The sequence below is a fragment of the Streptomyces sp. NPDC093260 genome, from assembly GCF_040683715.1.
In the GTDB taxonomy this organism is placed as follows: domain Bacteria; phylum Actinomycetota; class Actinomycetes; order Streptomycetales; family Streptomycetaceae; genus Streptomyces; species Streptomyces sennicomposti.
In genome coordinates this window covers 45,487-60,778 of record NZ_JBFBEK010000023.1, presented here as the reverse complement: position 1 = coordinate 60,778, position 15,292 = coordinate 45,487, and the positions used below count along the sequence as shown (strand labels likewise).

The window sequence follows — 15,292 nt, the reverse complement described above, 5'->3', positions numbered from 1 at the left end:
TCGCCCGAACGGAGGCGGCCCCGTGCGCGTTCACCCTCCCGGGACGGCCGCCGCCGTCCGGACCGTCGCCGCCTGGCTCGTCGCCCCCGGGTGCAGGGCCGCGTACTCCAGCGGGGCCGAGGGGTCGACCGACACGTCGAACGGCGCCGGTTCGGCCCCGGCGCGCACGAGGAGGTCGCCGACGGCGGCGATCATCGCGCCGTTGTCCGTGCACAGCCTGGGCGGCGGTACCCGCAGCGCGATGCCGGCGGCCCGGCAGCGCTCCTCGGCCAGCGACCGCACCCGCGAGTTCGCGGCCACCCCGCCGACCATGACGAGCGTGCCGACGCCGCGCTCCCGGCAGGCCGCCACCGCCTTGCGGGTCAGCACGTCGGCGATCGCCTCCTGGAGCGAGGCGGCCCCGTCGGCCACCGGCAGCTCCCGCCCGGCGTGGCCCTCGGCCCAGCGGGCGGCGGCCGTCTTCAGCCCCGAGAAGGAGAAGTCGTACGACCCCGGCAGCGGGCGCGGGAAGGGGGCAGCGCGCGGATCCCCCGCGCGCGCTGCCCGGTCGATGGCCGGACCGCCCGGATACGGCAGCCCGAAGACCCGCGCGACCTTGTCGAAGCACTCGCCGGCCGCGTCGTCCAGGGTGTCGCCGAGGTGGACGATCGGATCGCGGGCCAGATCGCGGACGAGGAGGAGGGAGGTGTGGCCGCCGGAGACGATCAGCACCATGCAGGGGGCGGGCAGCGGACCGTGCTCCAGGGTGTCCGCGGCGACGTGCCCGGCGAGATGGTGCACGCCGTACAACGGCACGCCGAGCGCGTACGCGATCCCCTTCGCCCCCGCCAGCCCCACCTGGAGCGCCCCCGACAGACCCGGGCCGGTGGTGACGGCGACGGCCCCGATGTCGGCGAGCCGCAGCCCCGCCTCGTCCAGCGCCTGCCGGACCACCGGCCGCAACGCGTGCAGATGGGCGCGGGACGCGATCTCCGGGACGACACCGCCGTAACGGGCGTGCTCGGCCATGCTCGACGCCACCGCGTGGCCGAGCAGCGCACCGTTTTGGACCAGCCCCGCGCCGGTCTCGTCGCACGACGACTCGATGCCCAGCACGATCGGAGAGCCCATGCCCACCCCTTTCTGCATTGCATATGCTATTGCAAGTATTCTGCAACAGTGGGATGCCGATGTGAACCCGGCTCGGGGCGGGCGGCGCGCCGCGCAGTAGAGTGCGCACCCGCAAGTGCGCTCCCTGAGTGCGCTCCCCCCGAACTCCGAGGCCCGCGCATGCACGTACTGATCCTCGGCGGCACCGCGGAGGCCCGCCGCCTCGCCGAGCTGCTGCACGGCGTCCCCGGGCTGGAGCTGACCAGTTCGCTCGCCGGGCGCGTCGCCGGCCCCCGGCCGCTCCCGGGCGCGACCCGCGTCGGCGGCTTCGGCGGCGCGGACGGGCTGACGGCGTGGCTGGGCGAGCACGGGGTGGACGCGGTCGTCGACGCCACGCACCCCTTCGCGGAGACGATCAGCCACCACGCGGCACGGGCCGCCGCCACCGCCCGGGTCCCCCTCCTCGCCCTGCGCCGGCCCGGCTGGGCCCCCGTGGCGGGAGACCGCTGGCACGAGGTGGGCTCGACGGCGGAGGCGGCCCGGGTGCTGCCCGCGCTCGGCCGGCGCGTGTTCCTCACCACGGGCCGCCTGGGGCTGGCCGCCTTCGCGGACCTGGACGGCCTGTGGTTCCTCGTACGGTCCGTGGACGCCCCGCGGCCGCCGCACCCGTCCCGCATGGAGGTCCTGCTCGACCGCGGCCCCTTCACGCTCGCCGGGGAACGCGAACTGCTGCGCCGCCACCGCGTCGACGTCGTCGTCACGAAGGACAGCGGCGGCGCGGCCACCGCCCCGAAACTGACCGCCGCCCGCGAGGCCGGACTGCCCGTCGTCGTGATCCGCAGACCCTCGACGCCAGAGGGCGTACCCGCCGTGCCGACCCCGGAGGACGCGGCGCACTGGGTCCGCGAAGCCCTCCGGACGGCGTCCTCCCGGGACCGCTGACCGAGCCCTGGCGGGGGCCGCCCGCCTGCCCCACGCGGCCCCGACCGCGCCCCGGGAGCCGGCCGGCGGCCCGGCCCGCCGGGGGTGATCGTCGCGCCGCGAGGTCGGGAACTCGCGGACCTCCTCACGGTTGTCCGTGCCCCGACCGTACGACGCGCGCGGCGCGGGAGGGACGGACCGGCGGTACACCCTTCAGCGGTGACTCGTTCGGCCGCGCCGTGCGGGGTTACCTGGTAGGTGGCCCCTGCGGCCACGGACACGGACAGAGCGGCGGAGGCGGGCAGCGGGCCGTCCGGCCCGGGCGGTGCGGGATCCGCCCGCGCCCGGCCCCCTCCCCACCCCCAGACAAGGACATCCCTCATGCGCGGAGCAGTGATCCACGCCCCCGGCGACGTACGTTTCGAGAGCCTCCCCGACCCGAAGATCCTGGAGCCGACGGATGCGGTCATCCGCACGGCCGTCACCTGCGTGTGCGGCTCGGACCTGTGGCCCTGGCGCGGCCTCGACGCCACCGACGAGGCGCATCCCATGGGCCACGAGTACGTCGGCTTCGTGGAGGAGGCCGGCTCCGAGGTCACCTCGGTCCGGCCGGGCCAGTTCGTCGTCGGTTCCTTCGCGACCTCGGACAACACCTGCCCCAACTGCCGCAACGGCTTCCAGTCGAACTGCCTGAACCGCGAGTTCATGAGCACCTGCCAGGCCGAGTACGTGCGCATCCCCAACGCCCAGGGCACCCTGGTCGCCACCGACGAGGTGCCGGACGAGGAGTTCTGGCCGAGCCTGCTGGCCGTCTCCGACGTGATGGGCACCGGCTGGTACGCCGCCGACGCCGCCGAGGTGCGGCCCGGCTCCACCGCCGTGGTCGTCGGCGACGGCGCGGTCGGGCTGTGCGCGGTGATCGCCGCCAAGGAGAGGGGCGCCGAGCGGATCATCGCCATGAGCCGCCACGAGACCCGGCAGAAGCTCGCCCGCGAGTTCGGCGCCACCGACATCGTCACCGAGCGCGGCGACGAGGGCGTGGCCCGGATCAAGGAGATGACCGACGGGATCGGCGCCGATTCCGTGCTGGAGTGCGTCGGCACCGCCGAGGCCATGAGCCAGGCGCTGCACTCGGCCCGGCCCGGCGGAAACGTCGGCTTCGTCGGCGTCCCCCACGAGGTGGCGATCGACGGGCAGGAGCTGTTCTTCTCCCACGTCGGCCTGCGCGGCGGACCCGCCCCGGTGCGGCGGTACCTGCCCGACCTGATCGACCGCGTCCTGACCGGCCGTATCGACCCGGGCAAGGTCTTCGACCTCACCCTGCCCCTCGACCAGGTCGCCGAGGGCTACAAGGCCATGGACGAACGCCGCGCCATCAAGGCCCTCCTGACGCCCTGACCCACTCAAGTCGAACCCTGACCCACTCGAGCCACCCGACTCGCGCAAGCGAGCGGACAAGGAACTCCGCGCAGATCACCCGTGGCTCGGTCAACACTCGCGAGGTCGTCCGCCGGTCAGGCTGACGGCGTGGACGCCACCGTTGGGGCGGGAGAAGTCCTGGCCTGCCTCGCCGGGCGTGCCCGGATCGGTCAGCAGCGCGCCCATCGTCGTCCAGTAGACGGCGGCCGGGTCCACGGCGATGCCGTCCGGCGCGGGACCGGCGTCCTCCAGAAGGGTGTGCGCTCGGCCGTCGGGGAGGCTCACCCGCAGTACCTTCCCCGGCAGGACCTGCAGTGCGAGCAGTGCCGCACCCGGCACCGGTCGGGGCCAGGAGGGCGGCGATAGTGGTCAAGGAGTCCGGCGGGGAACTCCTGCCGCGGGTCGCCCGCCGCACCCGGCCCGACGTGCACGCCGGTCGCGGCCCGACGGCTGGGTCATCGACGTGGAGACGAGCGGTCGGACGTCCGGCCGCCCCCTCCCGGCAGCCGTCGTAAGAGAGCCGTCAAAGCCGTGACCTGGGACGTAAGAGGGCCGTCAACGGGTGTTCCGGACCGGGCGGCGCGGGGGTTTCCTTCAAGCGTCCCTGTTTTCTCCTTCGCACCTTCCAGGAGTCCACGATGGCCGATCTGGCCTTCGTCGTCACCGTGCTCGCGGTCTTCGCACTGGTGGCCCTCGTCGCCAAGGGGGTGACGAAGCTGTGACCGCCGAGAACACCGTCGGCCTGATCGCGGCCGTCGCCCTCCTGGGGTATCTCGTCCTCGCCCTGATCTTCCCGGAGAGGTTCTGAGCGCCGGCATGGGTCCCGTAACCGCAGGCGTGCTCCAGTTGCTCGCCCTCATCGGCGCACTCGCGCTCGTCCACAGACCCGTCGGCGCCTACATGGCCCGGGTCTACTCCTCCTCCCGGCACCTGCGGGTGGAGAGGTGGATCTACCGCGGCATCGGCGCCGACCCCGACGCCGAGATGACCTGGCCCGCGTATCTGCGCGGCGTCCTCGCGTTCTCGGCCGTGGGCGTCCTCTTCCTGTATCTGCTCCAGCGCCTCCAGGGCGTGCTGCCGGGCTCGCTCGGCTTCTCGTCGGTGAACCCGGCGCAGTCGTTCAACACGGCCGTGTCGTTCGTGACGAACACCAACTGGCAGTCGTACTACGGCGAACAGACCATGGGGCACGTCGTGCAGACCGCCGGTCTGGCCGTGCAGAACTTCGTCTCCGCGGCCGTCGGCATGGCCGTAGCGGTCGCGCTGGTCCGCGGCTTCGCCCGCTCCCGCACCGGCGAACTCGGCAACTTCTGGACCGATCTGGTACGCGGCACGCTGCGCGTCCTGGTGCCGGTGGCCGTGCTCGCCGCGATGGCCCTGGTCGCCTGCGGCGCGATCCAGAACTTCTCCGGCATCCACGAGGTCGGCCAGTTCATGGGCGGCTCCCAGCAGTGGAACGGCGGCGCGGTGGCGTCCCAGGAGGCCATCAAGGAGCTGGGCACCAACGGCGGCGGCTACTTCAACGCCAACAGCGCCCACCCCTTCGAGAACCCGACCCCCGTCAGCAACCTGCTGGAGATCTTCCTCATCCTGGTGATCCCGTTCTCGCTGACCCGCACCTTCGGCCTGATGGTCGGCAGCACGAGGCAGGGCTACGCGATCCTCGCCACCATGGTCACCATCTGGGTCGGCTTCGTCCTCCTGATGATGTGGACCGAGTTCGGCCACCACGGCCCGGCGCTCCAGGCCGCGGGCGCCGCGACGGAGGGCAAGGAGGTCCGGTTCGGCATCGGCGGCTCCTCCCTCTTCGCGGTGTCCACGACACTGACCTCGACCGGCGCGGTGGACTCCTTCCACTCCTCCTTCACCGGTCTCGGCGGAGGCATCGCGATGCTGGGGATGATGCTCGGCGAGATCGCGCCCGGCGGCACCGGCTCCGGCCTCTACGGCATCCTGATCATGGCGGTCATCGCGGTGTTCATCGCCGGTCTGATGGTGGGCCGCACACCCGAGTACCTGGGCAGGAAGATCGGCGGCCGGGAGATGAAGCTCGCCGCCTGCTACCTCCTCGTCACCCCGGCGCTGGTCCTGGTGTGCACGGCGGCCTCCCTGGCCCTGCCCACCCCGCCGCACTCCATTCTGAACTCCGGCGCGCACGGCTTCTCCGAGGTCCTGTACGCCTTCACCTCCGCGGCCAACAACAACGGTTCGGCTTTCGCCGGGCTGAACGCCAACACCGACTGGTTCAACACCATGACGGGCCTGGCCATGCTGTTCGGCCGCTTCCTGCCGATGGTGTTCGTGCTGGCGCTGGCCGGCTCGCTGGCCCGGCAGCAGCCCGTGCCCGTCACCGCCGGCACCCTGCGCACCGAGAAACCGCTGTTCACCGGCCTGCTGGTGGGCGCGATCCTCATCATCACCGGACTCACCTACTTCCCGGCGCTCGCACTGGGACCGCTCGCCGAAGGGCTGGCGTGATGACGACCCGTACCGAGAACCCAGAGGACTCCATGTCCACCGTCACCCCCGCCCGGGCGCCGCACGGCGACCTCCCCACCGGGCGCAGGCCCGCTGAAGGCCGGGTCGGCGCCGGTCTGTTCGATCCCGGCCAGCTGGTCAGATCGCTGCCGGAGGCCATCCGCAAACTCGATCCCCGGATCATGGTCAAGTCACCCGTGATGTTCGTGGTGTGGGTCGGCTCCGTGCTCACCACCGTCTTCTCCTGCACCGACCCGGGTGACTGGTTCGGCTGGACGATCAGCGCCTGGCTGTGGCTCACCGTCCTCTTCGCCAACCTCGCCGAGGCCGTCGCCGAGGGCCGCGGCAAGGCGCAGGCCGACACCCTGCGCAAGGCCAAGACCGACACGGTCGCCCGGCGGCTGACGGACGGCCGCGAGGAGCGGGTGCCCGGCACCGGCCTCGCGATCGGCGACCTCGTGGTGTGCGAGGCGGGCGACGTCATACCCGGCGACGGCGATGTCGTCGAGGGCGTCGCCTCGGTGGACGAGTCGGCCATCACCGGCGAGTCCGCTCCCGTCATCCGCGAGTCCGGCGGCGACCGCAGCGCCGTCACCGGCGGCACCAAGGTCCTCTCCGACCGGATCGTCGTCAAGATCACCACCAGGCCCGGCGAGACCTTCATCGACCGGATGATCAGCCTGGTCGAGGGCGCGGCCCGGCAGAAGACGCCCAACGAGATCGCGCTGAACATCCTGCTCGCCTCGCTGACCATCGTCTTCCTGCTGGGCTGCGCCACCCTGCCGCCGTTCGCCGAGTACGCGGGCACCCGCCTGACGATGGTCGTCCTGGTGGCCCTGCTGGTCTGCCTGATCCCCACCACCATCGGCGCGCTGCTCTCCGCGATCGGCATCGCCGGCATGGACCGGCTGGTGCAGCGCAACGTCCTGGCCATGTCCGGCCGCGCGGTCGAGGCCGCCGGCGACGTGTCCACGCTGCTGCTGGACAAGACCGGCACCATCACCCTCGGCAACCGCCGGGCGGCCGAGTTCCTGCCGGTGCGCGGCGCCACCGAGGCCGAGGTCGCCGACGCCGCCCAGCTGTCGTCGCTCGCGGACGAGACCCCCGAGGGGCGCTCCGTCGTCGTCCTGGCCAAGGAGCGGTACGGGCTGCGCGAGCGGCACGAGGGCGAGCTGGCCGGGGCACGGTGGACCGCCTTCACCGCGCAGACCCGGATGTCCGGCGTGGACGTCGACGGACGCGAGATCCGCAAGGGCGCCGCCGCCTCGGTCCTCGACTGGGTACGGGAGCGCGGCGGCACGGTCGCCGAGGACGCCGAAGCCGTCGCCGGCCGGATCGCCGCGGCGGGCGGCACCCCGCTGCTGGTCGCCGTCCACGACGGGCGCGGCGCCCGGGTCCTGGGCGTCGTGCACCTCAAGGACGTCGTCAAGGAGGGCATGCGGGAACGCTTCGAGGAACTGCGCCGCATGGGCATCAAGACGGTCATGATCACGGGTGACAATCCGCTGACCGCGAAGGCCATCGCCGAGGAGGCCGGCGTCGACGACTTCCTCGCCGAGGCCACCCCCGAGGACAAGATGGCCCTCATCCAGCGCGAGCAGGCCGGCGGCAAGCTGGTCGCGATGACCGGCGACGGCACCAACGACGCCCCCGCGCTGGCCCAGGCGGACGTGGGCGTGGCGATGAACACCGGTACGTCGGCCGCCAAGGAGGCCGGCAACATGGTCGACCTCGACTCAGACCCGACCAAGCTCATCGAGATCGTGGAGATCGGCAAACAGCTGCTGATCACCCGCGGCGCGCTGACCACCTTCTCCATCGCCAACGACGTGGCGAAGTACTTCGCGATCATCCCGGCGCTGTTCGCGGCCGTCTATCCGGGCCTGGACCGGCTGAACATCATGCACCTGGCCTCGCCCGCCTCGGCGATCCTGTCCGCCGTCGTCTTCAACGCGCTGATCATCGTCGCCCTGGTGCCGCTGTCCCTGAAGGGCGTGCGCTACCGGCCGATGAGCGCGGACCGGATGCTGCGCCGCAACCTCGCCGTCTACGGCGTCGGCGGGCTGATCGCCCCCTTCGCCGGCATCAAGATCATCGACCTGCTCGTCTCCCTCATCCCCGGGATCGGCTGATCGCCATGAACGCTTCCGTCACGAACACCGCCCGGCTGCTCGGCGCGGGCCTGCGGGCCCTGCTCGTCCTGACCCTGGTGACCGGCGTCGTCTATCCGCTGGTCGTCACCGGCATCGCACAGGCGCTCTTCCCCGGCCGGGCGAACGGCTCCGAGATCAGGGCGGACGGGAAGGTCGTGGGCTCGTCCCTGATCGGACAGCCGTACGACCTGCCGCTGAAGAAGGGGCAGCGGGCCCCAAGGCCGGACCTGAGGTGGTTCCAGGGCCGTCCCGCGAACGGGCTCGGGACCAACACCGTCAACACCCGCTACCACCTGATCCTGTCCGGCGCGACCAACCTGGCGGCCGACAGCAGGGTGCTGCTCCAGCAGGTCGAGGACGCCAAGGCGGCGGTCGTCCGGGACAACTCGGTGCCCGGTTACACCGTCAGGCCGTCCGAGGTCCCCGCCGACGCCGTGACCTCGTCCGGCTCCGGCCTCGACCCCGACATCTCCCCGGCCTACGCCGCCCTCCAGGCCCGCCGGATCGCCGCGAGGAACCACCTGCCGCTCGCCCGGGTGGAGCAGCTGGTCCGGGACCACACCACCGGCCGCACCCTCGGCTTCCTCGGCGAGCCGCGGGTCAACGTCCTCGAACTCAACGTCGCGCTGAAGGGGTTGGCGGCGAAGGGCTGACGGCGGCGGACGGGCCGGTGCCCGGTGCCGGCGGGTGCCCTGCCGACCGGCGCCCGGCGAGAGCCCCGTCACTCAGCCGACGCGACGGAGTGTGTCCGGGGTGAGGTCGGCCAGGGCGGGGTAGCCGTCCACGGCCATCAGGAGATCCGCCTCGGCGAGCAGCGACCGCAGCACGTGGACGATGCCGTCCGTGCCGGCGAGGGCCGCCCCGTAGGCGTAGGGGCGGCCGACGCCCACGGCGGTGGCGCCCAGCGCGAGGGCCTTGACGACATCGGCGCCGGTGCGCACACCGGAGTCGAACAGCACGGGCAGCCCGTCGGCCGCCTCCACCACACCGGGCAGCGCCTCCAGCGCCGGCAGGCCGCCGTTGGCCTGCCGGCCGCCGTGGTTGGAGCAGTACACGCCGTCCACGCCGCCGTCCCGGGCGCGGCGCACGTCGTCGGGGTGGCAGATGCCCTTGAGGATCAGCGGCAGCTCGGTGAGCGACCGCAGCCAGGCCAGGTCGTCCCAGGTGAGCGGGTTGCCGAAGGTCATCGCCCAGTGCAGTACGGCGGCCCCCGGATCGTCCTCGGGGGCCTTGGCGAGACGGGAGCGGAAGACCGGGTCGGAGAAGTAGTTGGCCAGACAGCGGCCGCGCAGCTGGGGGAAGTTGCTGGTCGTCAGGTCGCGCGGACGCCAGCCGGTGATCCAGGTGTCCAGGGTGACCACGATGCCCCTGAACCCGGCGGCCTCCGCCCGGTGCACCAGGCTCTCCGCCACCTCCCGGTCGGTGGGGGTGTAGAGCTGGAAGAAGCCGGGCGTCTCGCCGAACTCGGCCGCCACCTCCTCCAGCGGATCGACGGTGAGGGTGGAGGCGACCATCGGCACCCCGGTGCGGGCGGCGGCGCGGGCCGTGGCCAGATCGCCGTGCCCGTCGGGCGCGCACAGCCCGATCACCCCGACCGGCGCCATGAACAGCGGCGTGGCCAGCCGCATGCCGAACAGGTCGACGCTCAGGTCGCGTTCGGTGGGGCTGACCATCATGCGCGGCACCAGTCCCCACCGCTCGAACGCGGTGACATTGGCCCGCTGGGTGTGCTCGTCGCCCGCGCCGCCCGCCACGTAGGAGCGGATGGAGGGCGTCATCGCCGCCTGCGCCACCGGCTCCAGGTCGCGGTACGTCATCGGCAGGCCCGGCACCACACCGCGCAGCCCGTCGAGGTAGATCTCGTTCTGGTAGTCGGCGAAAGCCATGCCCGGCCTCCCGGCGTCGCTCCGGTCCCGGCCCGCCCGGCGCGGACCCCTGACTAGAGTGGAAGAAGATCCCCCATCCTCCCCCCAGACGCAGGATTCTCGCCCCGGAGAGGCCCCGGATGCAGGAAACCGCGAAACCGCACGGTACGACGGCGAAACGGCACGGCACAGCGGCGACGGCGGAGCCCCCCGGTACGACGGCGGAACCGCACAGCACAGGGACGCGGCCTCCCGGCACAACGGCGAAGCCGCACAGCACGGGGACGAGACCTCTCGGGGCAACGGCGAAGCCGCTCGGCGAGGGCGACCTGGCGCTGATCCACGCCCTCCAGCTGCGCCCCCGGGCCTCCTGGACCGACCTCGGCCGCGCCCTCGGGGCCGATCCGGTGACCGTCGCCCGGCGCTTCGCCCGGCTGACCCGCCAGGGCGCCGCCTGGGTCGGACTGTCGCCCGGCCCGCGCCTGTTCGAGCGGGTCTGCGCCGCCTTCGTCGAGATCGACTGCGCTCCCGGAGCCGCAGCCCGGACCGCCGCCGTCCTCGGGACGCACCCGCACCTGCTCACCCTCGAACGGTGCGCCGCGGGCCATGACATCCTCGCCACCGTCGCCGCCGCCGACCTGGCCGCGCTCTCCCGCTACACCCTCGACCTGCTTCCGCGTGTCGAGGGCGTCACGGCGGTCCGGGCCAGGATCGTCACCCACATGTTCGCCGAGGGCGGCCGGTGGCGCATCGCCGCCCTCGACCCGGACCAGCGCACCCGCCTGACCACGGCGCCCGCCACCCGGCCGCCCCGCGACGGTCACCGCGAGATCACCGACTTCGACCGGGCGCTGCTGGCCCGCCTGGCCCACGACGGGCGCGCCTCCTACCAGAGCCTGGCCACCGCGCTCGGGGTCAGCCTGTCGAGCGCCCGGCGCCGGCTGGACCAGCTCGTCCGCCTCGACCTGCTGCGCTTCCGCTGCGACTTCGCCCGGCCGCTCGGCGGCTGGCCGGTGGCGGTCACCTTCCGGGCCACGGCGCCGCCCGCAGAACTGCCCGAGATCGGCCACGCCCTGGTCCGGTGGCCCGAGATCCGCAACTGCGCCGCGGTCACCGGCCCGTACAACCTGCTCCTCCAGGCCAGCCTGCACTCCGTGGCGGACGTGCCGCGCCTGGAGTCGCGGCTGGCGGCCGCCCGTCCCGGCCTCGACATCGCCGACCGGACGGTCACCCTGCGCCATGACAAACTGCTCGGCCGCCTGCTCGATCCGTGCGGCCGGTCCGTGGGCGTGGTCCCGCCCGACATCTGGGCGGAGCCGGGACGTGTGGACCTGGCGTAAGCAACCGCTTAGTATTCCCTGCGGTACGCCCACCACCGAGAAGCCGAGAAGAGAACCATGGCCTCCCTGCTGCTGTCCCGTCGTGATCTCGACTTCCTGCTGTACGAATGGCTCGACGTGGAGGCGCTCACCGCGCGCCCGCGCTTCGCCGACCACTCGCGGGAGACGTTCGACGCGGCGCTGGACCTCAGCGAGACGATCGCCACCCGGCACTTCGCCCCGCACAACAAGAAGAACGACGCCGAGGAGCCGCGCTTCGACGGCACCCGGGTGCACATCATCCCGGAGGTCGAGAAGGCCCTGCGGGTCTTCGCCGACGCCGGGCTGATCGGCGGCGCCATGGACGCCGAGGTGGGCGGCATGCAACTGCCCGGCGTGGTCGCCGACGCGTGCTTCGCCTGGTTCCAGGCCGCCAACGTGGGGACGGCCGCGTACCCCTTCCTCACCATCGGCAACGCCAACCTGCTGCTGGCCCACGGCAGCCCGGAGCAGATCGACACGTATGTGCGCCCCATGGTCGAGGGCCGCTTCACCGGCACCATGTGCCTGTCGGAGCCTCAGGCCGGGTCCTCGCTGGCCGATGTGCGCACCCGCGCCGAACCGGCGGGCGACGGCACGTACCGGCTGTTCGGCAACAAGATGTGGATCTCGGGCGGCGACCACGAGCTGACCGAGAACATCGTCCACCTGGTCCTGGCCCGCATCCCCGGCGGACCGCCCGGGGTGAAGGGCCTGTCGCTGTTCATCGTCCCCAAGTACCTGGTCGGGTCCGACGGCACGCTCGGCGAGCGCAACGACGTCGTCCTGGCCGGCCTCAACCACAAGATGGGCTACCGCGGCACGACCAACACCCTGCTCAACTTCGGCGAGGGCGGCTTCCGTCCGGGCGGTGTCCCCGGCGCCGTCGGCCACCTGGTGGGCGAACCGCACCGCGGGCTGGCGTACATGTTCCACATGATGAACGAGGCCCGGATCGGCGTCGGCCTCGGCGCCACGGCCCTCGGCTACACCGGCTACCTGCACGCCCTGGACTACGCCCGCACCCGCCCCCAGGGCCGCCCGGTCACCGCGAAGGACGCCACGGCACCCCAGGTGCCGATCATCGAGCACGCCGACGTACGACGGATGCTGCTGGCCCAGAAGTCCTCCGTGGAGGGCGCTCTGGCCCTCATCCTCTACTGCGGCCGGCTGCTGGACGAGCAGCGCACGGCGGCGACGCAGCAGGAGCGCGACCGGGCCCGGCTCCTGCTCGACGTCCTCACCCCGATCGCCAAGAGCTGGCCCTCCCAGTGGTGCCTGGAGGCCAACGACCTGGCCATCCAGGTGCACGGGGGCTACGGCTACACCCGCGAGTACGACGTCGAGCAGTTCTACCGCGACAACCGCCTCAACGCCATCCACGAGGGCACCCACGGCATCCACGGCCTCGACCTGCTGGGCCGCAAGGTCGTCGCGGACGGCGGCGCGGGCCTGCGGCTGCTCGCGGAGACGATCTCCGCCACGACCGCCCGGGCCGCCGCCGCGGAGGGCGAACTCGCCGAACTGGGGCGGAGCCTGGACGCCGCGCTCGCCCGGATCGTCACCGTGACCGGGCGGCTGTGGGCCGACGGAGACCCGCGGACCGCCCTCGCCAACGCCTCCGTCTACCTGGAGGCAGTCGGGCACACCGTCCTCGCCTGGATCTGGCTGGAGCAACTGCTCGCGGCCGACGGCCGCGACGGCGACTTCTACGCGGGCAAGCGCCAGGCGGCACGCTACTTCTTCCGCTACGAACTCCCGCGCACCGCACCGCAGTTCGACCTGCTGGAGAGCTTGGACCGTACGACCCTGGAGATGCACCCGGACCACTTCTGACCGCCGGGCGGACACCTCCGGCACCCTGACGGCCCGTCAGGCAGGTGCCCGGCGCGGCATCGGGGCGGCCGAGCGTACGGCGACGGCACCCGGGCAGCGTCTTCCCTGCGCGGGGACAGGGAAGACGCACAAGGCCCGTGACGCATCGACGGGCCCGCCGGAATGCTCAGTCCGCCGGTGCGTACCTGTTGCGCGGATGCGGCAGGTGCAGGCGGTCGCGGAGGGGGGTGGCCTTGCGGGGCGCGGTGTGGAGAAGCGGCCCGAGATGTCGAAGTGCCGTCCACGGTGGGCGAACGCACCGGCCCCCGCACGCGCGAACTCACCGGCGAGCGGATCGGCGCGAGGTCCCGGCGGCTCCAGCTGTCCCACAACTCACCTGCCACCGCCAGGAGTTCCGCGGCCCGGTCGTAACGGTCGGCCTCGGCGAGGAAGGCGCCGCGACGGAAGTTCGCGCCGGTGAAGGCGTCATGGCCGGTTACCACGTTCCACGCGGCGCGACCGCCGCTGAGGTGGTCGAGCGTGGCGAGCCGACGCGCCACCTCGTACGGCTCGTTGAACGTGGCGTTGACGGTGGCGGCGAGACCCGGACGCGTGGTGACGGCGGCCACCGCGGCCAGCATCGTCAGGTTGTCCGGGCGGCTCGCCACGTCCAACTCATGGATCGAGCCCTTGTGCTCGCACAGGCGCGGCCCTCGGCGAGGAAGAGGAAGTCGAACCGGCCGCGCTCCGCCGTCCGCGCCAGATGCGCGAAGTTGTCGACGGAGATCTGGCTCGTGGAGCGCGGGCCCGACCAGACGGTGACGTTGTGGACGCCCGGCAGCTGCGCGGCGAGATGGATCTGCCTGGGGTGCTGTTCTGTGGGGGACATTCGCTTCTCACATCTCCGTTCCGCTGCGCGCGCCGGCGCTGCGGCGGGCCGGGAAGCCGTGGTCGCGGGCGGCGAGCACGACGAGGAGCACGGGCAGCAGGAGCAGCAGCACGGCCGGCGGGAAGGAGCCGCTGCCGCGCGCGTCGAGCAGGACCCCGCCCAGCACGCCACCCGCGGCCATCGCCACGTTCCACAGCGTCACCAGCATCGCCTGCGCCGCGTCGGCGTGTTCGCCGCCCGCGTCGCCGGCGGCGGTCTGCAGCAAGGTCGGTACGCCGCCCCATCCCAGCCCCCACAACGCCGCCGCCGCGTAGACCGGCGCGCCGCCCCCGGTCAGCAGGGCGAGCAGCGCGGCGGCGGCCGCCACCAGCAGGGTCCCGGCGAGGGTCAGCGCCCGCAGCCGCCGCTGGATGCGGGCGCCGACGACCCAGATGCTCACCAGCGAGGCGGCGCCGAAGACGAGCAGCACCACATCGGTGCGGTCCTCCATCCCGAGCCCGTCCAGGAACGCGGCGATGTAGGCGTACAGCACCGTGTGGGCCAGGACGAAGACGAGCGTCACGAACAGCACCGGGCGCACGCCCGGCACCCCCAACGCGTCCAGCGTGCGCGGACGTCGGCCGCGCCGCGCCCCCGCGTGGTCGGGCACGGCGGCGGTGATCCACGCCAGCAGCACCGCTGTCAGCGCCGACATCGCCAGGAACGCCACCCGCCAGCCGAGGGCGTGACCGAGGAAGGTGCCGGCCGGGACGCCGAGGGAGAGCGCCACCGGGATGCCCGCCATGGCGACGGCGATGGCCCGGCCCTGCAAGGGGACCGGCGCGAGGCGCCGCGCGTAGCCGGCGAGCAGCGCCCACGCCAGGCCGGCGGCGACGCCCGCGACGAAACGGGCCGCCATCGTCAGCCCGTAGACGGAGGACAGCGCCGTGACCGTGTTGGCCGCGGCGAAGCCGGCCACGGCGGTCAGCAGCAGCCGCTTGCGCCGCCAGGTCGCGGTGGCCGCCGTCAGCGGGATCGCGGTGAGCGCGGTGCCGATCGCGTAGACGGTGACCGTCTGCCCGGTCGCCGACTCGCTCACGTCCAGATCGCGGCTCATCGCGGTGAGCAGGCCGGCCGGGAGGGTCTCGGTGAGGCTGGTGATGAAGACGGCGGTGGCCAGGGCGAGGAGGGCGGGAAGGGGGAGCTTCTGGCGGGGGTGGTCGAGGTGTCGCGGGCCGGCCGTGGCGGGCGTGCCGCTCGTGTCGGGTGACGTGCTCATGGACGTGTGCTCCGTGTCCGTGGGTTCGGGGCGAGGTCGCGACGACT

Annotated in this window: 14 protein-coding genes; 8 read left to right on the top strand and 6 right to left on the bottom strand. The window is 73.0% G+C overall.

What is annotated here, in order from left to right; genetic code table 11:
- Positions 1-30: 30 nt before the first annotated feature.
- A complete protein-coding gene (tsaD, locus tag AB0N63_RS25970; RefSeq protein ID WP_365532070.1) occupies positions 31-1,110 on the bottom strand; it encodes a tRNA (adenosine(37)-N6)-threonylcarbamoyltransferase complex transferase subunit TsaD in 1,080 nt (359 codons plus the stop codon).
- Between the two features lie 159 nt (positions 1,111-1,269).
- Here tsaD and AB0N63_RS25965 point away from each other — a divergent pair, with 159 nt between their 5' ends.
- A complete protein-coding gene (locus tag AB0N63_RS25965; RefSeq protein ID WP_365532068.1) occupies positions 1,270-2,031 on the top strand; it encodes a cobalt-precorrin-6A reductase in 762 nt (253 codons plus the stop codon).
- Positions 2,032-2,391: 360 nt separating this feature from the next.
- Entirely contained in the window at positions 2,392-3,408 is a 1,017-nt protein-coding gene (locus AB0N63_RS25960) for a zinc-dependent alcohol dehydrogenase family protein (protein ID WP_365532066.1), read from the top strand.
- Positions 3,409-3,498: 90 nt separating this feature from the next.
- Here AB0N63_RS25960 and AB0N63_RS25955 read toward each other — a convergent pair whose 3' ends face one another.
- Positions 3,499-3,714 (bottom strand): hypothetical protein, encoded by a 216-nt coding sequence (locus AB0N63_RS25955; protein ID WP_365532063.1) that lies wholly within the window; start codon positions 3,712-3,714, stop codon positions 3,499-3,501.
- A 433-nt stretch (positions 3,715-4,147) separates the two neighbouring features.
- On the opposite strand from AB0N63_RS25955, the gene kdpF reads away from it, so the two are divergent.
- Genes kdpF through AB0N63_RS25935 form a run of 4 tightly spaced genes read left to right on the top strand, consistent with a single transcriptional unit; the run spans position 4,148 to position 8,713 of the window.
- Complete coding sequence (kdpF, locus tag AB0N63_RS25950; protein WP_043262119.1) at positions 4,148-4,237, top strand: K(+)-transporting ATPase subunit F; 90 nt, start codon at positions 4,148-4,150, stop codon at positions 4,235-4,237.
- An 8-nt stretch (positions 4,238-4,245) separates the two neighbouring features.
- Positions 4,246-5,907 carry a potassium-transporting ATPase subunit KdpA gene (kdpA, locus tag AB0N63_RS25945; protein ID WP_365532061.1) on the top strand — a complete coding sequence of 554 codons (1,662 nt, stop codon included), beginning with the start codon at positions 4,246-4,248 and terminating at the stop codon, positions 5,905-5,907.
- A gap of 32 nt (positions 5,908-5,939) precedes the next feature.
- Positions 5,940-8,039 (top strand): potassium-transporting ATPase subunit KdpB, encoded by a 2,100-nt coding sequence (gene kdpB / locus AB0N63_RS25940; protein WP_365532208.1) that lies wholly within the window; start codon positions 5,940-5,942, stop codon positions 8,037-8,039.
- Between the two features lie 5 nt (positions 8,040-8,044).
- Positions 8,045-8,713 carry a potassium-transporting ATPase subunit C gene (locus AB0N63_RS25935; RefSeq protein ID WP_365532059.1) on the top strand — a complete coding sequence of 223 codons (669 nt, stop codon included), beginning with the start codon at positions 8,045-8,047 and terminating at the stop codon, positions 8,711-8,713.
- A gap of 72 nt (positions 8,714-8,785) precedes the next feature.
- Here the strand turns inward: AB0N63_RS25935 and AB0N63_RS25930 are convergent, their stop codons facing one another.
- Positions 8,786-9,946, bottom strand: coding sequence for an alpha-hydroxy-acid oxidizing protein (locus tag AB0N63_RS25930; RefSeq protein WP_365532057.1), 1,161 nt, complete (start codon positions 9,944-9,946; stop codon positions 8,786-8,788).
- 119 nt (positions 9,947-10,065) lie between these two features.
- Here AB0N63_RS25930 and AB0N63_RS25925 point away from each other — a divergent pair, with 119 nt between their 5' ends.
- Together AB0N63_RS25925 and AB0N63_RS25920 are read left to right on the top strand one after the other, a co-directional pair.
- Positions 10,066-11,265, top strand: a complete 1,200-nt coding sequence (locus tag AB0N63_RS25925; RefSeq protein WP_365532055.1) for an AsnC family transcriptional regulator — start codon at positions 10,066-10,068, stop codon at positions 11,263-11,265.
- Between the two features lie 57 nt (positions 11,266-11,322).
- Positions 11,323-13,119 carry an acyl-CoA dehydrogenase gene (locus tag AB0N63_RS25920; protein ID WP_365532052.1) on the top strand — a complete coding sequence of 599 codons (1,797 nt, stop codon included), beginning with the start codon at positions 11,323-11,325 and terminating at the stop codon, positions 13,117-13,119.
- Here the strand turns inward: AB0N63_RS25920 and AB0N63_RS25915 are convergent.
- The 3 genes from AB0N63_RS25915 to AB0N63_RS25905 are packed head-to-tail and all read right to left on the bottom strand — an operon-like array spanning position 13,032 to position 15,245.
- Positions 13,032-13,739: an LLM class flavin-dependent oxidoreductase gene (locus AB0N63_RS25915; RefSeq protein WP_365532206.1), complete on the bottom strand. Its 708-nt coding sequence runs from the start codon at positions 13,737-13,739 to the stop codon at positions 13,032-13,034. The two genes, AB0N63_RS25920 and AB0N63_RS25915, sit on opposite strands and share 88 nt — an antisense overlap.
- A 2-nt stretch (positions 13,740-13,741) precedes the next feature.
- Positions 13,742-13,987 carry a hypothetical protein gene (locus AB0N63_RS25910; RefSeq protein ID WP_365532050.1) on the bottom strand — a complete coding sequence of 82 codons (246 nt, stop codon included), beginning with the start codon at positions 13,985-13,987 and terminating at the stop codon, positions 13,742-13,744.
- 7 nt (positions 13,988-13,994) lie between these two features.
- On the bottom strand, positions 13,995-15,245 hold the full coding sequence (locus AB0N63_RS25905) for an MFS transporter (protein WP_365532047.1): 1,251 nt from the start codon (positions 15,243-15,245) through the stop codon (positions 13,995-13,997).
- Positions 15,246-15,292 lie beyond the last annotated feature (47 nt).